This window comes from Vibrio sp. 10N.239.311.G01, assembly GCF_041465805.1.
GTDB lineage: Bacteria > Pseudomonadota > Gammaproteobacteria > Enterobacterales > Vibrionaceae > Vibrio > Vibrio crassostreae_C.
Genome location: NZ_JBFSRM010000023.1, coordinates 1 through 21198, shown reverse-complemented (window position 1 = coordinate 21198; position 21198 = coordinate 1). Strand labels below are relative to the sequence as shown.

Here is a 21198-nt window from a genome sequence, read left to right as displayed (position 1 = left end):
GACGGGTTATTAATAGCAGTAAAGCTTTAAACTTCCAGGTTAATTATTTATCAATAATGATTTTTGAACTAGCAAAAAAAAAGGAAGCCGAAGCTTCCTTTCATCAATGGCTTACTTCTTTAATAAGAAGTTCACGAGCTCGAAGTACTCATCAAGAGAGTTGATACCTTGAGCTTCTACTAGGTAGCGGTTGTTAACCACAACAGCGGGTACACCTGAAAGGCCGCTGTCTTTGAATGCTTTGTCGAAGCGACGAACCATAGAATCTACAGCAAAGCCGTTATACGCAGCATCGAATTTCTTCGCATCAACGCCTTCGTCTAGGAAGATTTGACGCAGTTCTTCTTCATCACGTGGTGGCTTGTTCATTGTGTGGATGCGGTTAAACATCACTGGCACCATTTTATCTTCAACTTTCAGTGCAATCATTGTCGCGTAAGCTTTGCTCATTGGCAGACCCATGTTGCCACCCATGAATGAAACATGGTTCTTCTGTAGCTTAGCGTCTTTAGGTAGCTGTTGTTTTAGCTGCTGGATGATTGGCTCAAAGCTATTACAGTGTGGGCAGTAAAAAGAGAAGAACTCTGTCACCATTGGTTTTTTTGATGCTTCTAGGTCGAGAACTTTGTAGTGTTCACCTTCGTTAAATTTCGCAGCGTGAGCGGTAAGGCTCAACATGATCAATGAGAAAAATGCGAATAGCTTTTTCATTTATCCAATCTCCATTATGTTTGAATTTTTATCTAGTTGTATGTTGCGATTGCTGTTACCACTGAGGCATTAACGAAAGTGGTGGCTCTTGCAGGGTAGCAATTTGCTCTTTACAAGCAAGTACTTGTTGCTCCCAATATTTCGGATCATTAAACCACGGGAAGGCCAGAGGAAACGCAGGATCGTGCCATCGTTTCGCCAACCATGCCATGTAATGCACCATACGTAGACCGCGTAGTGGTTCGATTAGTTTCAGTTGTGCGGTATTAAAATCGCAAAACTCTTGGTAACTCTCTAGCAAAATATCCAGTTGCATCAGCTTATCTTGGCGCTCGCCATTGAGCAGCATCCACAGATCTTGTATCGCAGGGCCGTTACGTGCGTCATCAAGATCGACGAACATTGGCCCATCGCGCCACAAAATATTGCCAGGGTGGCAGTCACCGTGCAGGCGGATATTCTCAATGTTGCTCGGCCACTGGCTCTCTAGCTCTTTGATCAGAAGGTCAACGTCATTGAAGAAGGCATTTTCTAGGTGCGTCGGGATAAACTGAGAGTTCTCTAGAATCTTACGTGGCTGATAAAGGTATTCATCTAAGCTGATGGTCGGGCGATGCTGGAATGTTCTTCCCGCGCTGGCTTTATGAATACGACCAAGAAAGCGTCCTACGCCTTCCAATTGATCTAGATTGTCAACTTCATACTGTCTGCCGCCAACACTTTCAAATAGTGCAAATAGGTAGCCTTGGTATTCATGTAAGGTTGCACCGTTGATTCGCATTGGAGGCGCAACCGGCATCTCTTGTTCGATAAGCTCGAGTGCGAAGTCATGCTCTTCTTGGATCTGTGCCTTGTTCCAGCGTTGTGGACGGTAAAACTTAACGACGTAGCGCTTACGGTCTTCATCGGTGAACTGATAGACACGGTTTTCGTAACTGTTGAGAGCGAGAAGCCCGGATTCAGCGCGAACTCCGATGCTCTCCAGTGCGTACCACATGAAGTCAGGAGTCAGGTTATCAAAGTTAAAGGCTTGCATCGTCATAGAATAAAAAAGGCTCATTACTGAGCCTTTTTCCATTTATTGGGTTGTTATACCAAGCACTACGGTGCGGGTATCAGAGCTTCTTGATAAAGCGGCTTTCGACTTCCATCGTAAACTCTTCATTATCCGAGAGTATAAACTGAATTGTCGAAACTGGTGAGCTCAGTTTTTCTGGGTCGGCGCCCAAACTGATAGGTAGGTTCAAAACCTCGCCTGGATCGACAGTAATCGTCTGTTTACCATACCAGATAGAATCGGGCAGTCCGCTAACATCGAGTTTGTACTCTTGCTCTTGTTGAGTCTTGTTGATCACTTTCAAGGTGTAGGTGTTTTCAACCAACCCTTGGTTATTGACTCTAAACAGTTGGTTTCGGTCACGCAGAACACTTAGGCCGGCAGGATCAACGCTCGCGATTTGGGCGAAGAACAAGCCCAGCATCACGATCAAGATAGCGCCATAGCCCAACAGCTTGGGACGCATTACCTTGGTCGAGTGACCTTCAAGTCTGTGCTCGGTGGTGTAATTGATCAGGCCTTTCTCATAGCCCATACGCTCCATCGTGTTGTCACAGGCATCAATACACGCGCCGCAGTTAATACACTCGTATTGCAGGCCGTCACGGATATCGATACCCGTAGGGCACACTTGTACACACAGATTACAGTCAATACAGTCGCCTAGACTAAGCTCTTTTGGATCGGCTTTACGAGAGCGAGGGCCACGGCTTTCACCACGTTCTGTGTTGTAACCAACGATGAAGGTGTCTTTATCGAACATTGCCGACTGGAAACGCGCGTAAGGACACATGTGCAGACAAACAATTGAACGCATCCAACCCGCATTGGCATAAGTACATCCAGCAAAGAACAGTACCCAAAACACCGGCCAGAAAGACGAGTTAAAGGTAAAGAAGCCAACCACTAACTCTTTGATTGGGATGAAGTAACCAACAAAGGTTAAGCCCGTCGCAATGGCAATCGCCCACCACGCAATGTGTTTGAGGGTTTTTCTGAGGATTAAATTGCTCGTCAGTTTGCCCGAGTCTTGTTTTCTTCGCTTATTGGCAGCGCCTTCTAGCTTCTCTTCGAACCAGATATACATGAAGGTCCAGACGGTTTGTGGGCATAAATAGCCACACCAGACACGGCCTAAGAAGGTGGTTATGAAAAACAGGCCAAACGCGGCAATCATAAATAGGATCGCGAGTAGGGTCAGATCTTGCGGGTATAAGGTGGTGCCAAAGAAGTTGAACTGTTGGCTGCCGATATCGAGCAAGATCGCTTGACGTTCACCAAAGGGAATCCATGGGATAAGCGCAAAAAGTAAAAGTAAGAACCAACCGCCATAGCGACGCAGTTGTTGGAATTTACCTTTGCTTTCTCGAACATAGATTCGGTTACTTGGGTTAAATCGATCTCCATTACCTTTATGTGTTTTCGGGTTAAAGGTTTTAGGAGTCACATCTTTGATATCGATTTTATCCTGACTCATGGACTATCCTTTTTGTGGCTTGTTTGCCCGGTTAAGTCGGGCATGACGACATTACTTGAAAGTATGGTTTAGAGAACCTGTTGAAATTGAGCTTGGTGCATTTGTTGTTATCGCACTCACTCTTATTATTTTAGAAGATTCTTATGGATGGCGATTATAGCGACAATCTTGTTCTCATTTCTTTAACGCTATCAACCTTTAACAACAAAAGTCATAACAGTTGTGACGAAAAAATAGCGAACAGAAACAAAAAAGCGACCTGGTGGTCGCTTTTTAAAATTGAGTGTTTTATCTATACGGCAATTGAGCTCTAAACTAACGGGCGACTAAAGAAGGCCACGTGCTTTTAGAATTGCGGTTTTGAAATCATCTTCTTGGTCTTTTTTCAGGCCCGGGATCATCTCATCTTTTTCGCTGTTGCGCATTTTTAGGTGATAGATAAGAACATCGTCAGTCAGTTCTTCAAGCTTGCCTTGGTAGCCCGCTTCTTTTGATAGCTTAATGATGAACTCTAATAGGTTAAGCTCTTGATCTTTCTGCCACTCAGGCTCCATCAGTTCAAGCAGTTCTTCAATGCGGTGACACTTCATACTTTATTTCTCCACAAATTTTATAATGATTTGTGGCTAAGGTATCAAATCGGGTAGGGAATACCAATGTGTAAACACATTTCAAGATGGGAGCGGGCAAGAAAAAAGCGCAGTAAAAACTGCGCTTTTTGTTAAGCGGCTTTAATCACTTTCGTTGTAGTCGGTGCTAATAAAGCAGTCTTCTCAACTAGAGTCATTGTAGGAGCCAATTTCTTAGCCGTTGGAGCAGCAACAAAGCCACTACGACGACGCATCGCACTACGGTTGGTGTGCGAGAACCTGACAGCTGTTGGGCGCATTAATTTACCTAACGGTCAGGCATATCCATTGCCAATCTAATGGCCTGATTTACCATGAGCTCCACCTCAATTGCTTGAAGCGTCACTCGTCTGGCTTTCGCCAATCCGAAAAATAAATCAGGATAATGATATGCATGCATATCAAGGCTTAGATTATCACTATCTAAGTTATCGATCGACGCCTGAGTGATAAATAGACGATATTAGAGCTAAAATAGTGTGAGCAGTATATTTGAGTTTGAACCTCTTTCAGGCTTAAGATGATGCTTTAAAGGAGGTGCATATGTCGTTCTTAAAGAAAACGTTAGCAAGTTTTGGAATTGGATCTGCCAAGGTGGATTCTGTATTGCAACAGGAAGTGCTTTATCCAGGCAAGAAGGCGAGCATTATTGTGCATGTCTATGGTGGCGCTCAGCCACAAGAGATCGACAATATCGATCTCAACTTGTGCTGTCGTTACGTCAAAGAAATTACTATGAATTCGCAAAGGCAAGAGGGCGGTCAAACACGTCGAATGCACCAGACATACTCGTTGGCCAAATGGAGCCTGCCGTATGCCTTTGTTATTCAGCCGGGTGAAACCCGTGATTTTGAATGTGAGTTTGATGTCCCGCTGAACACACCTGTCACGATTGGTGATTCAAAGGTGTGGCTAGAAACCGGGCTCGATATTGCGATGGCGATTGATCCATCGGATAAGGATATTTTAACGGTTCGCCCAGATGCACTTCTTGATGGTATTTTTAATGAACTAGAAGCTCAAGGTTTACGCATTCGCCAAGTTGAGTGCGAAGAAGTAGAGGGCTTTGAACTGCCATTTGTTCAAGAGTTTGAGTTTGTCCCTACCACTGGTCCATATCATGGCCGCTGGCGTGAACTGGAAGTGGTTGCTCATCGTGATGAAACCGAGCTTAAGTTGTGGTTTGAGATAGACCGTAATCGCGATGGTGCAAAAGGCATGTTGGCGAGCTTGTTAGGCATTGGCCAACTGCAGCGTCAATTGAGTGTGCCATTGGATACGTCACCACAAGATGCGGGCAAGATGGTACTTGAGTATCTAGACAACGCATCTTAGTTAGCTCTTTGGTTCTGTAGCTTTAGAGACCTTAGCTTCATCACACCGTTTAGGCGTTATTAATGTCATAAAAGATGTCATAAAAATTTAAGCTTACACGTGTAAGCTTAATGTGCAATACTAGGCAAATCGAACATTTACTCTAGTAGGATAATCATGTCTGCATCATCGGCGAGCGAATACAGTGACATCGAAGAACGCGCCAATGCGATAACCCATGGCTTGGGTGTTGTGCTTGGCGTGGTTGGTTTAATCCTGCTGCTGATTCGTGCGTTTGACCATCAAGCCGACATACTGACTATTGCGAGTATGGCGGTATATGGCAGCAGTATTATCCTACTCTTTCTCGCTTCCACGCTTTATCACTCGATCACCACAGAAAAAACCAAGCGTTTATTGAAAACCCTCGATCACTGTGCAATTTATTTACTCATCGCAGGTAGCTACACCCCGTTTTTATTGGTTGGTTTAAGAACCCCACTGGCGATGGGCTTGATGGCGGTTATTTGGGGAATTGCGCTGGTCGGTATCATCATGAAGATTGCCTTCGTCTACCGATTTAAGCGTCTATCGCTGTTCATTTATTTAGCGATGGGCTGGTTGTCGTTGATTGTGGTGTATCAACTGGCGATGAATATCGAGATAGGTGGCTTGGTGTTATTGGCGCTCGGTGGCGTGATCTACTCGTTGGGTGTTATTTTCTATGTGGCAAAACGCATCCCTTACAACCACGCCATCTGGCACTTGTTTGTTTTGGCGGGCTGCGCTTGCCATTTCTTCGCTATTTATTTGTATGTGACTCCGGTTTAGCGAGCCAGTACTTCAGTAATCTCAGCTTTAATCTGATATTCAGGGTGTTGTTCTAGGTCGAGCTTGATGAGCTTGCCTTCTTCACCTGTCTTTGGTCGTAGGTATGTGTCGGCCATTCGTTTGATTGATTTCCACACTGCAACCTCTTCTTCTGCCAACAACTCACCTTCTGTAGTAAATACGCTTATGTTAAGTGATACCAAAATGACCGCTTGAGTGCCTTGGTTAGTGATGGCTGTCGGAATGATAAGCTCACCATCTTCATAGCGACTTGCACCCAGTACAACATCTACTCCTGATTGAGACAGCTGTAAGCTTGGCTTCTTACTATCAACCACAATCGTAGTACCACGCGTGTTCATTGCGACAGGTACGGCTACGACAGGGGCTGCTGCAATAGGCGCTGCTGAAACAGGCACTGCGAACTCAGATGTTGTCGCTGCTGCTTCCGTTTGCTTCGGTGCCACGTATTGCCAAGTAAAATCATCTTTGAGTAACACTTGCTTGCCATCAGGCAAGGTGACCATTTGATCAGCAAAGGCAGAACTTACGAATACTGAGTTTGCGAGCAATGCGCTAGCGAGAAGTACGTATGATTTCATCTGTGTTTCCTTGATTTTGTGCTTGGTTAACGTCGCCAAAAGGCTGGGAAAAATAGAACAATGAGCGTCAATATCTCGAGTCGCCCCATCAGCATTCCTAAGCTTAGCAACCATTTAGCGGCGTCGGGCAGTGGAGCAAAGTTCCCGGTTGGACCGATAACGCTGCCCATACCAGGACCAACGTTGGCAACGGCTGTGATGGCGCCAGATATACTGGTCACGGGATCAAGCCCCATCGCGCTCAAGCCACCTGCAATTAAGATAATCGTAATAAAGAACATCAAACCAAATGCGACTAGTGAACGCACAATATCGTCATTCACCGGTCGCTGATTGTAGCGTTGAACAAACACGCCCGACGGGTGAATCAGTTTCATCATTTGCTTATGAAGCATGGTCATCGCGATCTGGAAGCGGAAGATTTTGATACCGCCAGAGGTTGAACCTGAGCACGCGCCCGCCATCATTAAAAAGGCAAACAGCGTGGTAGGTAAAGCGCCCCACGCGGTGAAGTCTTCTAAGCCAAAACCGGTAGTGGTAACTACGGACACAATATTGAACATCGAAACACGCATCGCATCCATGACTGTGTAGCCATCTCTAACCACCAACCATGTCGATATCACTGCACTGGTGACTAAGAATAGATAGGTGAAGCCTCTCACTTGCGCGTCTTTGTAGAGGATTGAGAGTTTTCTGCCACGCAGTGCGCTAACGAACAGTAGGAACGGCAGACCACCAAGGAACATGAACAGGGTTCCCACCCAGTGAGCACTGTTAGAGAAGTGGTTCATCGAGCCATCTGATGTTGAGTAACCACCCGTAGACAGTGTTGTGAAGGCATGATTGATCGCGTCAAAGATGCCCATGCCCGCAAAGAGATAGCTAATGATGCACAAGCCAGTCAGAACCAGATAAACCGCCACGATGTTCTTCGCGACCGTTTTTGCTCGTGGGCTGCTTTTATCTGACCAGTCGGATGATTCGGTTTGGAACAGGCGCATACCACCGACGTTGAGCATTGGCAGAACCGCTACCGCCATAACGATGAAGCCGATGCCACCTAACCATTGCAATATAGAACGCCACAACAGAATGCTTGGTGCCATGCTGTCTAAGCCGCTTAATACGGTTGAGCCTGTTGTGGTGATACCAGACATGGTTTCAAAATAGGCGTCAGTGAAGCTGATGTGGTTGATGAAGACAAACGGCAGTGCAGCAAAGGCACTGGCTATCGTCCATACCAGAGAGGTGATCAGGAACATGTCCCGCACCCCAAGTCGGAACTTAGCGGAGCGCCCTAAGCTCAAGCAGATGAACGCCACAATGTGCGTGATCACTACCGATTGACCAAACTCGAGGAAGCCACCGGTGCCTGTGAAAAAGGCAACCAATGTGGGGATGTACATGAAAAGGGCGAGTTTTGATAACACTAACCCTATCACTAATAATATCGGACGAAAGTTGACCATAGCTTAATAGACCATAGCTTTAATTGATTACAGCTTTGTGCCGGAGCGTCGTTCTCACAAGAAGAAGGTTGCGAGAAGATACTTACGAGAACAAGGCTATAAGAAGAACGGGCTCGGTTGGAATAGAGACTCAACATCAGGTACGTATTTCTTGTCCACTAGGAACATCACTACGTGGTCATCTTGTTCGATTACGGTTCTATCGTGCGCGATAAGTACTTCTTCTCCGCGAACAATCGCACCAATAGTGGTGCCCGGTGGTAGCTTGATGTCGCCAATCGCTCGGCCAACCACTTTCGATGTGGTTTCGTCACCGTGAGCAATGGCTTCGATCGCCTCTGCAGCGCCGCGACGTAGAGATGATACGTTAACAATATCAGCACGACGAACGTGAGTAAGCAGCGCAGAAATGGTCGCTTGCTGTGGAGAGATAGCAATATCAATCACGCCACCCTGAACAAGGTCTACGTAAGCACCACGCTGAATCAGTACCATTACCTTCTTGGCACCCATTCGCTTCGCCAGCATTGCTGACATGATGTTGGTTTCATCTTCATTGGTTAGGGCAATGAACACGTCCACTTGATCGATGTTCTCTTCGGTTAGCAGCTCTTGGTCTGCCGCATCGCCACAGAAGACGATGGTGTTTTCTAATTCTTCAGACAGCTTTTCGGCACGAGTGTAGCTGCGCTCGATAAGCTTGATGCTGTAGCTCTGCTCAAGGCGTTTTGCCAAGCTTGCACCAATGTTACCACCACCGACAATCATGATGCGGCGGTACGGTTTCTCTAGGCGTTGTAGCTCACTCATTACTGAGCGGATATGGTTACTCGCTGCCACAAAGAAAACCTCATCATCGGCTTCAATGATGGTGGTGCCTTGTGGGCGAATAGGGCGACCTTGACGGAAAATAGCGGCAACACGGGTATCAATGTGCGGCATGTGCTCACGCAAAGCAGACAGTGCGTTACCCACCAGTGGACCACCGTAGTAGGCTTTTACTGCTACTAGGCTAACCTTCTGTTCAGCAAAGCTCACAACCTGCAGTGCGCCTGGGTATTGAATCAGGCGCTCGATGTAGCTGGTCACTAGTTCTTCGGGTGCGATCAGGTGATCGACTGGGATGGCACCTGATTTGAATAACGCTTCTTTCTCTTCTAGGTATTGAGGAGAGCGAATACGAGCAATTCGGTTCGGCGTATTGAAAAGAGAGAAAGCAACCTGACACGCAGCCATGTTGGTTTCATCCATGTTGGTTACGGCAACCAACATGTCGGCATCTTGCGCACCCGCTTCACGTAGTGTGTTTGGGTGGCTGGCATAACCGTTTACAACCCTAAGGTCGTACTTATCCTGAAGTTCACGAAGTCGGTCAGCATTACGGTCGACAATGGTGATGTCGTTGTTTTCACCAACCAGGTTTTCAGCAAGGGTACCGCCAACTTGTCCAGCACCTAGAATAATGATCTTCATAGCCTTTCTCTTATTTTTTGCCGTTGTAATTCTAGTGCTCTCTTTTCGCTTTGGTAATGCACTAGAAAGAAACAGCGGCTAAGAAATAAATTCTTAGCCGCTGTTAGTTGTTATGCCTGTTTTACTAGAACTGCGTAGTAGAAGCCATCCATATCTTCTTCTCCAGGTAGTATTTGACGACCCGGATTTTCGATATCAGACCCAACCAACGTAGCGTTCTCAGTGCGTGCTAGGAATGCTTTCACTTGCAGCACGTTTTCTTGCGGCGTGATAGAACAAGTCGCATAAACCATGGTGCCGCCTTCTTTCAGCTGACGCCACATTGCATCCATAATCTCGCTTTGCAGTTCAGCCAGCGCATCAATGTCAGACGCACGACGTAGCCACTTGATGTCAGGGTGACGGCGAATAACGCCAGTCGCTGAACAAGGTGCATCAAGCAGAATACGGTCGAACTTATCACCCATCCACCACTCTTCAGGGTAGCGAGCATCACCACAAATTACGTCGGCACGCAGTTGCAGGCGCTCAAGGTTATCGTAAACGCGGTCTAGACGTTTGATGTCGCAGTCAATCGCAACCACTTCAGTATCTTGAGTGTGCTCAAGAATGTGTGCCGTTTTACCACCTGGTGCAGCACAACAATCTAAGATCAGCTCACCATCTTTTGGTGTTAGGTAATCAACCGAAAGCTGAGCGGCAGCGTCTTGCACTGATACCCAACCTCTGTCGAAGCCAGGAAGCAAAGTAACATCACAAGGTGCAGCTAATTTTATGGCATCAGCAGCTTCAGGGTGCAATGTGTATTCAATGTTTTCGTTTTTAAGCAGTTCAACATACTCGTCACGAGTGTGGTGTTGGCGGTTAACGCGCAGCCACATTGGTGCCTTACTGTTGTTTGCTTCAACCAGTTGCTCCCATTGATCTGGGTAGCTCTCTTGAAGCATTTTTAGAATCCAGCTTGGGTGGCCGTATTTGCCTGCATTGTGGCTAACGGCTTTCTCGTCTAGTTCTTCTTGGTCACGTAGGTAGCTACGTAGTACAGCGTTGATCAAACCACTCAGGCTTGGACCACGCAGTGTTTTAGTACCCTCAACCGTTTCAGCAACCGCAGCATGCGAAGGGATACGCATAAAGCTTAGTTGGTAAATGCCCACCAAGATTAGGTGGTGGAATACACGCTTTTTACCTTTAAGTGGGTTTTCCATCAGTTCGTTAGCGATTGACTCTAAACGAGGCAGGTAACGAAGTGCGCCGTAGCAAATCTCTTGCAGTAGAGCATGGTCTCGCGGACGGATCGTTTTTTGAGCCGCAGGGAGAGCGTGTGAAAGAGAGTGGCCTTTATCGACAACTTGGAATAGGACATTTGCAGCAGCAGCGCGAACATTCATGAGGGGTACCGAATATTTATTTGAATACATGAGGGCATCTCTGCCCTCGTAAAGGTTTTCTTAGCTGCGTAATTAGCAGCTTTAAAAGCGGATTAAGAAAGCTGTGTACCAACTTCAAACCAGCTTGCACGTGAGTTCAAGATATCCTGAACTGACATGGCTTTTTTACCTGGAACTTGCAGTTGTTCAAGAACAAGTACGCCTTGCCCTGTCGCAACATAGATACCAGTTTTATCCGCTTGCAGAATGGTACCTGCAGGCTTATCAGAAGTTTGCTCTGCCACACGGCTTTGCCATACTTTAATGCTGTTCTCAGCAGCTTCAAAGTGACTCATTGGCCATGGGTTGAAGGCACGAACGCAGCGCTCAATATGCGCAGCTTCATCACTCCAGTTGATACGCGCTTCTTCTTTGCTTAGCTTCTTCGCGTAGTTCGCAAGCTCATCGTCTTGCTTTTCTGCAACTGCTTTGCCAGAAGCGATGTCCGCTAGACATTCAACAAGCGCATCAGGGCCAAGGCCCGCTAATTTCTCGTACATAGATGCGCTAGTATCTGTCGCTTCGATAGGCAGCGTCGCGATACTTAGCATGTCGCCAGTATCTAGGCCGATATCCATCTGCATGATCGTCACGCCTGTCTCTTTATCACCCGCCCAAATAGAGCGTTGAATCGGAGCAGCACCACGCCAGCGCGGTAGGATAGAGCCATGTACGTTGATACAACCTAAGCGAGGCGTATCTAATACAACCTGCGGAAGCAATAAGCCGTAAGCGACAACAACCATGATGTCAGCGTTCAATTCAGCTAGCTCTTGCTTAGCCTCATCTGACTTGAAGTTTTCTGGTTGGTAAACCGGAATATTGTTTTCAAGTGCGATGTTTTTTACTGGGCTCGCAGTGAGTTTTTTACCGCGGCCTGCTGGGCGATCTGGCTGTGTGTAAACAGCAACAACTTCATGCTCCGAAGACAACAACGCCGCCAAGTGACGGGCGGCGAAATCCGGAGTACCTGCAAAGACAATTCTTAAAGACTGACTCAAGGTAGGCTTCCTTCTAATTTAGTAATAGCAGCGGTTATTAACCTTGTTTCTCGTTGAAACGTTTAATCTTCGCTAGCTTATCTTGGATACGTTTACGCTTTAGTGGCGATAGGTAATCAACAAACAACTTGCCTTCTAGGTGGTCAAGTTCGTGCTGAACACAGATAGCCAGAAGGTCGTCAGCGTCGAATGTGAATTCGTTGCCGTCACGGTCTAGTGCTTTAACCGTTACTTCTGCAGCGCGAGGTACTAGAGCTCGAGCGCCTGGTACAGATAGGCAGCCTTCTTCGATTCCATCTTCGCCGCGCTTCTCAGTAATTTCAGGGTTGATAAGCACCATTGGCTCATCACGTGTTTCTGAAATATCGATAACAACGATGCGTTGGTGGAAATCTACTTGCGTTGCCGCAAGGCCGATACCTTCTTCGTCGTACATGGTTTCAATCATGTCATCAACGAACTTTTGAATCTCTGGGGTAACTTCTTTTACCGGTTTCGCCACGGTACGTAGACGATCATCTGGTAATGTTAATACTTGTAATACAGACATATACACTCGAAATATTGAACTGTGCCGAAACAGCTTAAACCTTGTTGGCTCAATTCTAGACATTTTAGAGGTCAAATGACAGCATCCTGAAGGTAATTCTCCAATCAGATGTCATATATTCAGACCAAGGAACCTAGGTCATGCGTCATTTATTGCCTGCTTTATCTCTTATTTGTGCCTCGATTTCGTTCGCCGCTACGGCTGAAAATAGTGAGCAACCTTTAACCATTAAACAGGGCGCACCTGAGGCGTATGTGGTGGTTAAGGGCGATACTTTGTGGGATATCTCTGCGATGTATCTCGATAGTCCATGGTTGTGGCCAAGGTTATGGCAGGTCAATCCAGAGATAGAAAACCCTCATCTCATTTATCCCGGAGATAAACTGTCTTTGGTTTGGATTAATGGCGAGCCTGTATTGAGCCTCAAGCCTGTTATCAAGCTTAGCCCTAAGATTCGTGTCTCTGAGAAGAAAGCAGTACCTACCGTCAATGAAGGGCTGGTTTTGCCATATTTACAGTCTGATCGCTTGGTAGAGCAGCAAGATATCGAATCAGCGCAACGAGTATTAGGTACCAGCGATGGCAAACGCTTCTTATCGGGTGTAGAACGGTTATTTATCTCAGGTAACCAACAGCATCAAAAGTGGGGTATCTACCGCGCAGTTGAAACCTACCAACGGCAGCAACCCCAAGCAAGTATGACCTCTTTGCGTTTGGTCGCCACGGCGCGCTTAAAAGAAGTGGATGCTGAGTTCAGCAGCTTGCAGATAGACACTCAGCTGCAAGAGGTATTGCTGAACGACCTTGTGCTACCAGAACTTGGTGTTGATCAGGTGAAGCTCTCTACCACGTTTTATCCTGCACCTAGTGCGGCGGGTCAATTTGCTAATATCTTGGGCTCATTAGATGGCAGCCAATACAGCGCGAAGAATCAGGTGGTAGTGATCAACAAAGGTTCACAGGATAACCTTCGCCAAGGTTCTATGTTTACCCTCAGCGAAAGCGGTGCGGTGGTGTTTGGTAAGCAAGGTGAATACAGTTATAAAGAGTCTGCGGCGAGCGATAAGGTGCAATTGCCAAGTACCTCGCTGGGTAGCTTGATGGTCATTCGTCCTTATGAGTATTTTAGCCTCGCGTTGATCACTCAGAGCTCTAAGCCTGTTAGCAAGGGCATTCTGGCAGTATCGCCTTTGGATCTTGCGTTGACGGAAGAGGTTAAGGGCACCGAGTGAATGAGCAACAACTGATCGCTTGGCTAACTCTAAGTTTTGTACCGCAATTGGGTGGCAAGCGACTTTCTCGACTGCTGAGCATTGATTCTCCTTTTAATATTGTTGGCTACTCAAGCCAGCAACTGCAAGCGATTGGCTTGTCTGCCAAGCAAATCTCCTATTTAAGAGAGCAAGCCCCAAGAGAAGTGGAGGCTTGCCTAGCGTGGCAAGCAAGACAACCCAATCATCACATCATTACCCCGAATTGCTCGCATTATCCCAAACTGCTGAATGAGACCGCCTCTGCGCCGAGTGTGCTTTTCGTTAAAGGTCACGTTGAAAAACTGATTGAGCCTCAAATCGCAATGGTCGGCAGCCGCAATGCCAGTATTGAAGGACTGCAGACCGCCAAGTCCTTCGCCAAAGAGTTTGTCCAAAACGGTTTAATTGTCACCAGTGGCTTAGCTTTAGGTATCGATGGCTATGCTCATGATGGTGCTCTAGATAAAAGAGGGGAAACTTTTGCAGTGTTGGGGTCTGGCTTGGACTCCATTTATCCTGCCCGCCACCGAAATCTAGCTGAGAGGATCTGTGAGAACGGAGCGCTGATTTCAGAGTTTCGACCGAGTGCTAAACCAAGACCTGAACATTTCCCCCGTCGTAACCGTATTATAAGTGGCTTGTCGTTAGGAACCTTGGTGGTGGAAGCGGCTGAGAAGAGTGGCTCTTTAATTACCGCTCGCTATGCCATGGAGCAAGGTCGAGAAGTGTTTGCGCTGCCCGGTTCTATTCATAGCCCAACCAGTCGCGGAGGTAACAGTCTCATCAAAGCTGGAGCATGTTTAGTGCAAAATGCTCAAGATGTTCTGATTGAAATAAAGAGTCTGTTAAACTGGTCTATAGATCAGCAGCCGAGCTTATTCGAACCTACGCCGAATGAGGGTGAAAATGAACAATTGCCATTTCCACAGCTGTTAGCTAACGTAGGATTAGAGGCGACACCCGTTGATATTTTGGCACAGAGAACCCATATACCTGTGCATGAAGTCATGATGCAGCTTTTAGAGCTTGAGCTCTCAGGGCATGTTGTTGCAGTTTCCGGTGGCTATATTCGAAAGGGGAGAGGCTAAGCTATGATGATGGACATACTGATGTACTTGTTTGAAACCTACATCCATAGCGATTCTGAATTGCAGGTGGATCAAGACGAACTTGAAGATGAACTTCTTCGAGCGGGGTTTCACCAAGATGATATTTATAAGGCTCTCCATTGGTTAGAAGACCTTGCTGCACTGCAAGATACCGATAACCAAGCGGCGATTACTATGTGCTCTAATACCTCGATGCGTGTTTACACAAGTAAAGAGATATCACGTATTAATATGGAGTGTCGTGGTTTCTTGTTGTTCCTTGAGCAGATCAACGTCCTCACGACAGAGATTCGTGAAATGGTGATTGATCGTGTCATGGGGTTAGAGACCAATGAATTTGAGTTGGATGATCTGAAGTGGATTATCTTAATGGTACTGTTCAATGTACCGGGTAATGAAAGTGCTTACACGCAAATGGAAGAGCTGTTGTACACCAAAGAGCAAGGTATCTTGCATTAATACAGGCTTATCATGAGTAGTAAGATTGATAATCAGCTTTTTTCAGCACATGAACATGCGTTAGAGCATGAACCATGTCCACAGTGTGGTGGGGAGCTTCAGCTTCGCCATGGTAAGCACGGCCCATTTTTAGGCTGTAAGCAGTATCCGAGCTGTGATTACATCAAGCCTCTTCATCAAAATGATGGTCATGTGGTGAAAGAGCTGGGCGTTCCGTGTCCTAAATGCCAAAACGAATTGGTATTAAGGCAAGGTCGCTTTGGGATGTTCATTGGCTGTAGCAGTTATCCAGAGTGTAATCACATCGAATCTTTGGACCAACCGAAAGAACAACCTGAAGAGCAGCCACTTGTTGCCTGCCCTGAGTGTGGTCGAGGCCACTTGGTTGAGCGTAAATCTCGCTATGGCAAAACCTTCTATGCGTGTGATAACTACCCTAAGTGTAAGTTCGCCGTTAATCAGCCACCTGTTATAGGTCGTTGTGAACAGTGCCAGTTCCCGTTGTTACTTGAGAAGAAAACAGCCAGTGGTACCAAGAAGCAATGCGCTGATCGCAAGTGTCACCACATTCAATCTCAATAACTCGATATTATAGACACAAAAAAACGGCGCTCACTGAGCGCCGTTTTTGTATCCAATAAACTTTTTATATCAATAAGCCAATGTAGGCTTACTTCTTCTGCTCAGCAAACTCATGCACAGCAGGGTAGGCTTGTTTATCAAGAATCTCAGCCAATGAGCACAACGCTCTTTGTAATTCTGCGTTGTAGTCAGCGCTCACGTTAATGTGGCCCATCTTACGACCTGCACGCTTCTCTTTGCCATACCAATGAACATGACAACCACCTTGAGCCAGAATCGCTTCAGGTAGGGTATCTTCACCAAGAATGTTGATCATTGCGGTTGGACGAATCAGTTTAGTGCTGCCTAGTGGCATGCCACATACGGCACGTAGGTGGTTTTCAAACTGACAAGTCTCTGCGCCTTGTTGCGTCCAGTGACCAGAGTTATGAACTCGTGGTGCAATCTCATTAACTAGCAGTGAACCTTGAACATCAAAGAACTCTAGCGCGAGTACACCAACGTAATCCAAACGTTCTGCAACAGCGGTGAACATGGTTTTCGCTTGCTCTTGCAGTTCAATGTCATCAATCGCTGTCGATAAGCTCAACACGCCGTCGGTGTGAACATTCTCAGCCAGTGGATACACTTGAATCTCGCCATTGGCGCCACGAGCACCAACCAGTGATACTTCGCGGTCAAACGGAACAAACTCTTCAGCAACAATCGCTTGGTTGTCTGTTGCGGCAATGCACTCGGCCATTTCTGTCCAAGTCGCGTCAACATTGTCTAATGTCTTTAAGCGCCATTGACCTTTGCCATCGTAGCCGCCAAGTGTGCTCTTCAAGACCATTGGCAAGCCTATGTGAGCAATCGCAGCGTCAAAGTCTTCGCGAGAGTTAATCACGTAGTACTTAGCATTTTTCACGCTTGCTTCGTCTAACAGGGCTTTTTCAAGGCGACGGTCACCGCCAGCTTTGATTGCTTCTGTTGTCGGTAAGAACTTACCGCTGCGCTCACATACCTCAAGAACATCGTGAGGGATATGTTCGAATTCAGCAGTAATGACGTCCGCACGCTCAATCGCATTGTCTAAGCCGTTGCCTAGAATCGCTTGCGTTAATGGGTGAACAATATTTTTGCTGCCAACATCAAAAGCAGAAATTTCAATATTCAGCGGCGCCCCAGCTAGGGACATCATGCGAGCAAGTTGGCCCGCGCCTAACACAAGAACATGCATGGGAATTAGTCCTCAGCAGGGTTTGGATTAGCCAGAACCGTTTCTGTTTGCTCAGAGCGGAACGCTTCTACTTTTGCCATCACTTCTTCATTGTGAGTACCAATGATTTGAGCTGCTAAGATACCAGCATTGGCAGCGCCAGCTTCACCGATAGCCAAAGTACCTACCGCAATGCCTTTTGGCATCTGTACGATAGAAAGCAGAGAATCCATGCCTTTCAGTGCTTTAGACTGAACAGGAACACCTAAAACAGGTACGCTTGTGAAAGCAGCAGCCATGCCCGGAAGGTGCGCTGCACCGCCAGCACCAGCAATAATTACTTTAATACCGCGCTCTTTCGCACTGGTTGCGTAGTCTGCAAGCAACTGAGGTGTGCGGTGAGCAGAAACCACTTTTGTTTCGTACGCCACGCCAAACTGATCCAACATTTCTGCAGCTAGCTTCATTGTTGGCCAATCAGATTTAGAACCCATGATAATACCGACAGTCATCTCAAACTCCTTCAGGTACGATTTAATTAGTGATTAGATATTTTGCGCGCATTATACGGGTAAAATTACTTAAGGAAAACGTTTGCGTCAGTCTAAGTTGTTAATTGATACATTTTATAAACAAATAGCTTTAGTCACAGTGAATGATAATTTGTACACTTAGCGAGTTCGATAACTGACTTAATGAGGCAACCCGTGGATAACTTTCAACATACATTGCAGGCATTACAACAAGGTGAAGTCATTGCTTACCCGACCGAAGGCGTTTTTGGGGTTGGTTGTGATCCTGATAATCCACATGCCATCAAGAAATTACTCGAGTTAAAACAGCGTCCAGTTGAAAAGGGCTTGATCTTGATTGCTGCAAGTTACGAGCAGCTGCTTCCTTATATTGATGAAAGCCAGTTGACGGAAGAACAGTTGGTAACAGTGAAAGCGACATGGCCAGGTCCGGTCACTTGGATTATGCCAACCAGCAGCAAAGTTACTGACTGGGTCAGCGGCCAGTTTGATTCCATCGCGGTACGAGTGACGGATCACCCTTTGGTTCAAAGAATGTGTAATGAGTTCGGCAAGCCGTTAACCTCTACCAGTGCCAACCTGACTGGCGAGCCGCCTTGTATGACGACTGAAGAAGTTCAACAGCAACTGGGTCAACACTTAGTCGCGATTCTAGAAGGCCAAACGGGTGGCCGTGAGAAGCCAAGCGAAATTAGAGATGCAAAAACGTCGAAAATATTAAGACAGGGTTAAACCCTGCAAAGGAAGTAAGATGTCAGCAATTGATAAAGAAGCAGTAAAGCAGTTTTTACTGAGCCTACAAGATTCGATTTGCCAGCAGCTTGAGCAAGCTGATGGTGTAGCGTTGTTTGAAGAAGATGCATGGCAGCGAGAACCTGGCGATCGTCTAGGTGGCGGTGGTCGTACTCGCGTGATGACCAATGGTGCTTTATTTGAACAGGGTGGAGTTAACTTCTCTCACGTCGCTGGTAAAGCAATGCCTGCCTCTGCAACCGCTCACCGTCCTGAGTTAGCCGGACGTAAGTTTGAGGCGATGGGGGTTTCATTAGTTATCCACCCTAAAAACCCATATATCCCAACCTCACACGCGAACGTTCGATTCTTCATTGCGGAAAAAGAAGGGGAAGACCCGATTTGGTGGTTTGGTGGTGGTTTTGACTTAACGCCATTTTATCCTGTCGATGAAGATTGCCAATCTTGGCATCAAACTGCTAAAGATCTTTGTGCGCCGTTTGGTGATGATGTTTATCAAGAACACAAAGAGTGGTGTGATAAGTACTTCTATCTTCCTCACCGAGACGAAACACGTGGTGTTGGTGGTCTGTTCTTTGATGACTTAAATGAGTGGGGTTTCGATAAGAGCTTTGCTTATATGCAGGCTGTCGGTGAAGGTTTTGCTGCGGCGTACTTACCTATTGTCGAGCGTCGCAAAGATACACCTTATGGCGAACGTGAGCGTGACTTCCAACTATACCGTCGTGGCCGCTATGTTGAATTCAACCTAGTTTACGACCGTGGTACCTTATTTGGCCTGCAAAGCGGTGGGCGCACAGAGTCTATATTGATGTCGATGCCGCCGTTGGCTCGTTGGGAATATCGCTATGAACCGCAAGCGGGCTCACCAGAAGCTCTGCTTTATAGTGACTACCTCAAACCTCGAGTTTGGTAGTTCTTCCTTCCTTATAGGGATAGTGATAGGGTCATCTATATAGATGACCCTTTTTATTATTTCTGTTAGGTAAGGATATGACACAGCAAGTAGATCGTTATGCCGTTTTCGGTAATCCTATTGGGCAAAGCAAATCGCCATTCATTCACACATTATTTGCTCGCCAAACCAGCCAACAACTTACCTATACAGCATTACAGCCAGAGCACGGTCAATTTATCACTGCTGCCAAAACCTTTTTCAGCGAAGGTGGTCGAGGGTGCAATGTCACAGCGCCTTTTAAAGAAGATGCCTATCAGTTAGCCAATCGCCTAACTGAGAGAGCTGAACTAGCTGGTGCCGTAAATACCCTTAAGAAGTTAGATGATGGAGAGATCCTTGGTGATAACACCGATGGTGAGGGCTTAGTTCAAGACCTGCTTCAACATCAAGTCACGCTAAAAGGAGCACGTGTTCTTCTTCTTGGCGCTGGTGGTGCTGCGAGAGGAGTGATTCAACCTCTTCTCGACCAAAAGCCACAACAGCTGGTGGTCGCTAATCGAACCAGCTCCAAGGCTGAACTTCTGGCTGAGATGTTTTCGTCGCATGGCAACATCAAGGGGATGGGGCTAAGTGATGTTAATGAAGGCTTTGATGTCATTATTAACTCTACCTCATCTGGTCTAAGCGGGCAGCTTCCTGAAGTGTCTGAGGTGATTTTCAATTCTACTAGCGCCGTTTATGACATGGTTTATGGATCTGGAACGACGGTATTCAATCAATGGGCATTAGATAATGGTGTTCATGCTGCTTATGATGGTTTGGGTATGCTAGTGGGGCAGGCAGCAGAAAGCTTTATGCTTTGGCGTGGTCTTCGTCCGGGAACAAAACAGATTTTAAGAGAATTACGTAAAAATCTAGAGATGTAATGGGGTGTTTATAAAAAATGAATCAATCAATTCTATTTCCTGATATCCAAGATTGGGATGAAGAGAGCCGAACAATCACGTTCCCAGCACAACAGTCGGGCGCATTGATTGAATGTGTCATGTCTATTGAGGAATTATCACGATTGGCAGGTAAAGATATAGAAGAAGGCGATCAAGCTTTAGTTATCTTTTCAGAGTTACGTTTCGATATTGAAGAGCTAGCGGAAGAGTTAATAGAAGAAGAGGAGTATGACTCCTCTAATCGGATTCAGATCAAAGCGCTTTAGACTGAAATTACAGAGTCTAGATAGTCATTTTTATTCTGAACGTAGTTGTCTGCAGACTTCTGTAGAAAGGCACGCTCTTTATCATTTAATGGGCGAGCTTGTTTTACTGGGCTTCCTACATAGAGGTAACCGCTTTCAAGTACCTTGTTTGGTGGCACTAAGCTACCAGCACCAATCATCACTTCTTTTTGGATAATCACGCCATCCAACACGATCGCTCCCATACCAACAAGTACACGATCCTCAATAGTGCAGCCATGCAGCATTACTTTATGCCCGATAGTGACATCATTACCTATTAAGAGAGGATAACCGTCAGGGTTTTCAGCATTCTTATGGGTGACGTGCAAGACACTACCATCTTGGATATTCGTTCTCTCTCCAATATGAATGTGGTTCACATCCCCTCGAGCTGCAACCAAAGGCCACACGCTAGAGTCGTTACCGATTTTGATATCACCAACCAGTACTGAACTGGTATCTATATAGACACCTTGCCCAATCTGAGGGGATATTCCTTTATAACTGCGTATTGAACTCATAAATCCTCCTTTATATAGGCACCTTAAGCCCTTAATTAAGAGGAATACTAGTGAAAATGGGGTGTTTTGAACAAAAAACGCTCGAACAATCAAAAAAGTAAGAAAAACTTC

The 21198-nt window shown here is 46.3% G+C and carries 24 protein-coding genes; 10 read left to right on the top strand and 14 right to left on the bottom strand.

Annotated features, from left to right (window positions below; genetic code table 11):
- Nucleotides 1-111: 111 nt before the first annotated feature.
- The 5 genes from AB6D06_RS16955 to AB6D06_RS16935 form a co-directional block, all read right to left on the bottom strand.
- Nucleotides 112-711, bottom strand: coding sequence for a thiol:disulfide interchange protein DsbA/DsbL (locus AB6D06_RS16955; protein ID WP_017063015.1), 600 nt, complete (start codon nucleotides 709-711; stop codon nucleotides 112-114).
- A 55-nt stretch (nucleotides 712-766) separates the two neighbouring features.
- Nucleotides 767-1753, bottom strand: coding sequence for a serine/threonine protein kinase (locus AB6D06_RS16950; protein ID WP_017058781.1), 987 nt, complete (start codon nucleotides 1751-1753; stop codon nucleotides 767-769).
- A gap of 73 nt (nucleotides 1754-1826) precedes the next feature.
- Complete coding sequence (gene ccoG / locus AB6D06_RS16945) at nucleotides 1827-3245, bottom strand: cytochrome c oxidase accessory protein CcoG (RefSeq protein ID WP_017063014.1); 1419 nt, start codon at nucleotides 3243-3245, stop codon at nucleotides 1827-1829.
- A 326-nt stretch (nucleotides 3246-3571) separates the two neighbouring features.
- Nucleotides 3572-3835 (bottom strand): YihD family protein, encoded by a 264-nt coding sequence (locus AB6D06_RS16940; protein ID WP_009848104.1) that lies wholly within the window; start codon nucleotides 3833-3835, stop codon nucleotides 3572-3574.
- 131 nt (nucleotides 3836-3966) lie between these two features.
- Nucleotides 3967-4134, bottom strand: a complete 168-nt coding sequence (locus AB6D06_RS16935; protein ID WP_004739323.1) for a hypothetical protein — start codon at nucleotides 4132-4134, stop codon at nucleotides 3967-3969.
- 283 nt (nucleotides 4135-4417) lie between these two features.
- Between AB6D06_RS16935 and AB6D06_RS16930 the strand changes: the two genes are divergently transcribed.
- Entirely contained in the window at nucleotides 4418-5209 is a 792-nt protein-coding gene (locus AB6D06_RS16930) for a sporulation protein (RefSeq protein WP_372111128.1), read from the top strand.
- Nucleotides 5210-5365: 156 nt separating this feature from the next.
- Nucleotides 5366-6019 (top strand): hemolysin III family protein, encoded by a 654-nt coding sequence (locus AB6D06_RS16925; protein WP_372111125.1) that lies wholly within the window; start codon nucleotides 5366-5368, stop codon nucleotides 6017-6019.
- On the opposite strand, the gene AB6D06_RS16920 is transcribed toward AB6D06_RS16925, so the two are convergent.
- From AB6D06_RS16920 to def, 6 genes are all read right to left on the bottom strand, one after another.
- Nucleotides 6016-6621 carry a DUF3157 family protein gene (locus tag AB6D06_RS16920; protein WP_372111122.1) on the bottom strand — a complete coding sequence of 202 codons (606 nt, stop codon included), beginning with the start codon at nucleotides 6619-6621 and terminating at the stop codon, nucleotides 6016-6018. The two genes, AB6D06_RS16925 and AB6D06_RS16920, sit on opposite strands and share 4 nt — an antisense overlap.
- Before the next feature lie 26 nt (nucleotides 6622-6647).
- Nucleotides 6648-8093 carry a TrkH family potassium uptake protein gene (locus tag AB6D06_RS16915; protein WP_017077319.1) on the bottom strand — a complete coding sequence of 482 codons (1446 nt, stop codon included), beginning with the start codon at nucleotides 8091-8093 and terminating at the stop codon, nucleotides 6648-6650.
- Between the two features lie 96 nt (nucleotides 8094-8189).
- Nucleotides 8190-9566 carry a Trk system potassium transporter TrkA gene (gene trkA / locus AB6D06_RS16910; protein WP_004735766.1) on the bottom strand — a complete coding sequence of 459 codons (1377 nt, stop codon included), beginning with the start codon at nucleotides 9564-9566 and terminating at the stop codon, nucleotides 8190-8192.
- Between the two features lie 110 nt (nucleotides 9567-9676).
- The gene (gene rsmB / locus AB6D06_RS16905) at nucleotides 9677-10957 is read right to left on the bottom strand and encodes a 16S rRNA (cytosine(967)-C(5))-methyltransferase RsmB (RefSeq protein WP_017058774.1); all 1281 of its coding nucleotides are present in this window, start codon (nucleotides 10955-10957) and stop codon (nucleotides 9677-9679) included.
- 92 nt (nucleotides 10958-11049) lie between these two features.
- Nucleotides 11050-11997 carry a methionyl-tRNA formyltransferase gene (gene fmt, locus AB6D06_RS16900; RefSeq protein ID WP_017058773.1) on the bottom strand — a complete coding sequence of 316 codons (948 nt, stop codon included), beginning with the start codon at nucleotides 11995-11997 and terminating at the stop codon, nucleotides 11050-11052.
- A gap of 37 nt (nucleotides 11998-12034) precedes the next feature.
- A complete protein-coding gene (gene def, locus AB6D06_RS16895) occupies nucleotides 12035-12547 on the bottom strand; it encodes a peptide deformylase (RefSeq protein WP_017058772.1) in 513 nt (170 codons plus the stop codon).
- A gap of 140 nt (nucleotides 12548-12687) precedes the next feature.
- On the opposite strand from def, the gene AB6D06_RS16890 reads away from it, so the two are divergent.
- Genes AB6D06_RS16890 through AB6D06_RS16875 form a run of 4 tightly spaced genes read left to right on the top strand, consistent with a single transcriptional unit; the run spans nucleotide 12688 to nucleotide 15950 of the window.
- Entirely contained in the window at nucleotides 12688-13779 is a 1092-nt protein-coding gene (locus tag AB6D06_RS16890; RefSeq protein WP_136979559.1) for a LysM peptidoglycan-binding domain-containing protein, read from the top strand.
- Entirely contained in the window at nucleotides 13776-14888 is a 1113-nt protein-coding gene (dprA, locus tag AB6D06_RS16885) for a DNA-processing protein DprA (RefSeq protein WP_372111118.1), read from the top strand. Before AB6D06_RS16890 ends, dprA begins: the two co-directional genes overlap by 4 nt.
- Nucleotides 14889-14891: 3 nt before the next feature.
- Nucleotides 14892-15368: a DUF494 family protein gene (locus tag AB6D06_RS16880; protein WP_029235095.1), complete on the top strand. Its 477-nt coding sequence runs from the start codon at nucleotides 14892-14894 to the stop codon at nucleotides 15366-15368.
- Nucleotides 15369-15380: 12 nt separating this feature from the next.
- Complete coding sequence (locus AB6D06_RS16875) at nucleotides 15381-15950, top strand: type I DNA topoisomerase (RefSeq protein WP_017063003.1); 570 nt, start codon at nucleotides 15381-15383, stop codon at nucleotides 15948-15950.
- A gap of 88 nt (nucleotides 15951-16038) precedes the next feature.
- Here AB6D06_RS16875 and AB6D06_RS16870 read toward each other — a convergent pair whose 3' ends face one another.
- Together AB6D06_RS16870 and purE are read right to left on the bottom strand one after the other, a co-directional pair.
- Complete coding sequence (locus AB6D06_RS16870) at nucleotides 16039-17169, bottom strand: 5-(carboxyamino)imidazole ribonucleotide synthase (protein WP_372111115.1); 1131 nt, start codon at nucleotides 17167-17169, stop codon at nucleotides 16039-16041.
- 5 nt (nucleotides 17170-17174) lie between these two features.
- Complete coding sequence (gene purE / locus AB6D06_RS16865; protein ID WP_004735777.1) at nucleotides 17175-17660, bottom strand: 5-(carboxyamino)imidazole ribonucleotide mutase; 486 nt, start codon at nucleotides 17658-17660, stop codon at nucleotides 17175-17177.
- A gap of 195 nt (nucleotides 17661-17855) precedes the next feature.
- Here purE and AB6D06_RS16860 point away from each other — a divergent pair, with 195 nt between their 5' ends.
- The 4 genes from AB6D06_RS16860 to AB6D06_RS16845 all read left to right on the top strand — a co-directional run bounded on the left by AB6D06_RS16860 (nucleotide 17856) and on the right by AB6D06_RS16845 (nucleotide 20545).
- Nucleotides 17856-18413 (top strand): L-threonylcarbamoyladenylate synthase, encoded by a 558-nt coding sequence (locus tag AB6D06_RS16860; RefSeq protein ID WP_017058767.1) that lies wholly within the window; start codon nucleotides 17856-17858, stop codon nucleotides 18411-18413.
- 19 nt (nucleotides 18414-18432) lie between these two features.
- Complete coding sequence (gene hemF, locus AB6D06_RS16855; RefSeq protein ID WP_372100684.1) at nucleotides 18433-19350, top strand: oxygen-dependent coproporphyrinogen oxidase; 918 nt, start codon at nucleotides 18433-18435, stop codon at nucleotides 19348-19350.
- Nucleotides 19351-19427: 77 nt separating this feature from the next.
- Nucleotides 19428-20258: a shikimate dehydrogenase gene (gene aroE / locus AB6D06_RS16850; RefSeq protein ID WP_372111112.1), complete on the top strand. Its 831-nt coding sequence runs from the start codon at nucleotides 19428-19430 to the stop codon at nucleotides 20256-20258.
- 17 nt (nucleotides 20259-20275) lie between these two features.
- Nucleotides 20276-20545: a DUF1488 domain-containing protein gene (locus tag AB6D06_RS16845; protein ID WP_017058764.1), complete on the top strand. Its 270-nt coding sequence runs from the start codon at nucleotides 20276-20278 to the stop codon at nucleotides 20543-20545.
- Here AB6D06_RS16845 and AB6D06_RS16840 read toward each other — a convergent pair.
- The gene (locus tag AB6D06_RS16840) at nucleotides 20542-21087 is read right to left on the bottom strand and encodes a gamma carbonic anhydrase family protein (RefSeq protein WP_017058763.1); all 546 of its coding nucleotides are present in this window, start codon (nucleotides 21085-21087) and stop codon (nucleotides 20542-20544) included. The two genes, AB6D06_RS16845 and AB6D06_RS16840, sit on opposite strands and share 4 nt — an antisense overlap.
- Nucleotides 21088-21198 lie beyond the last annotated feature (111 nt).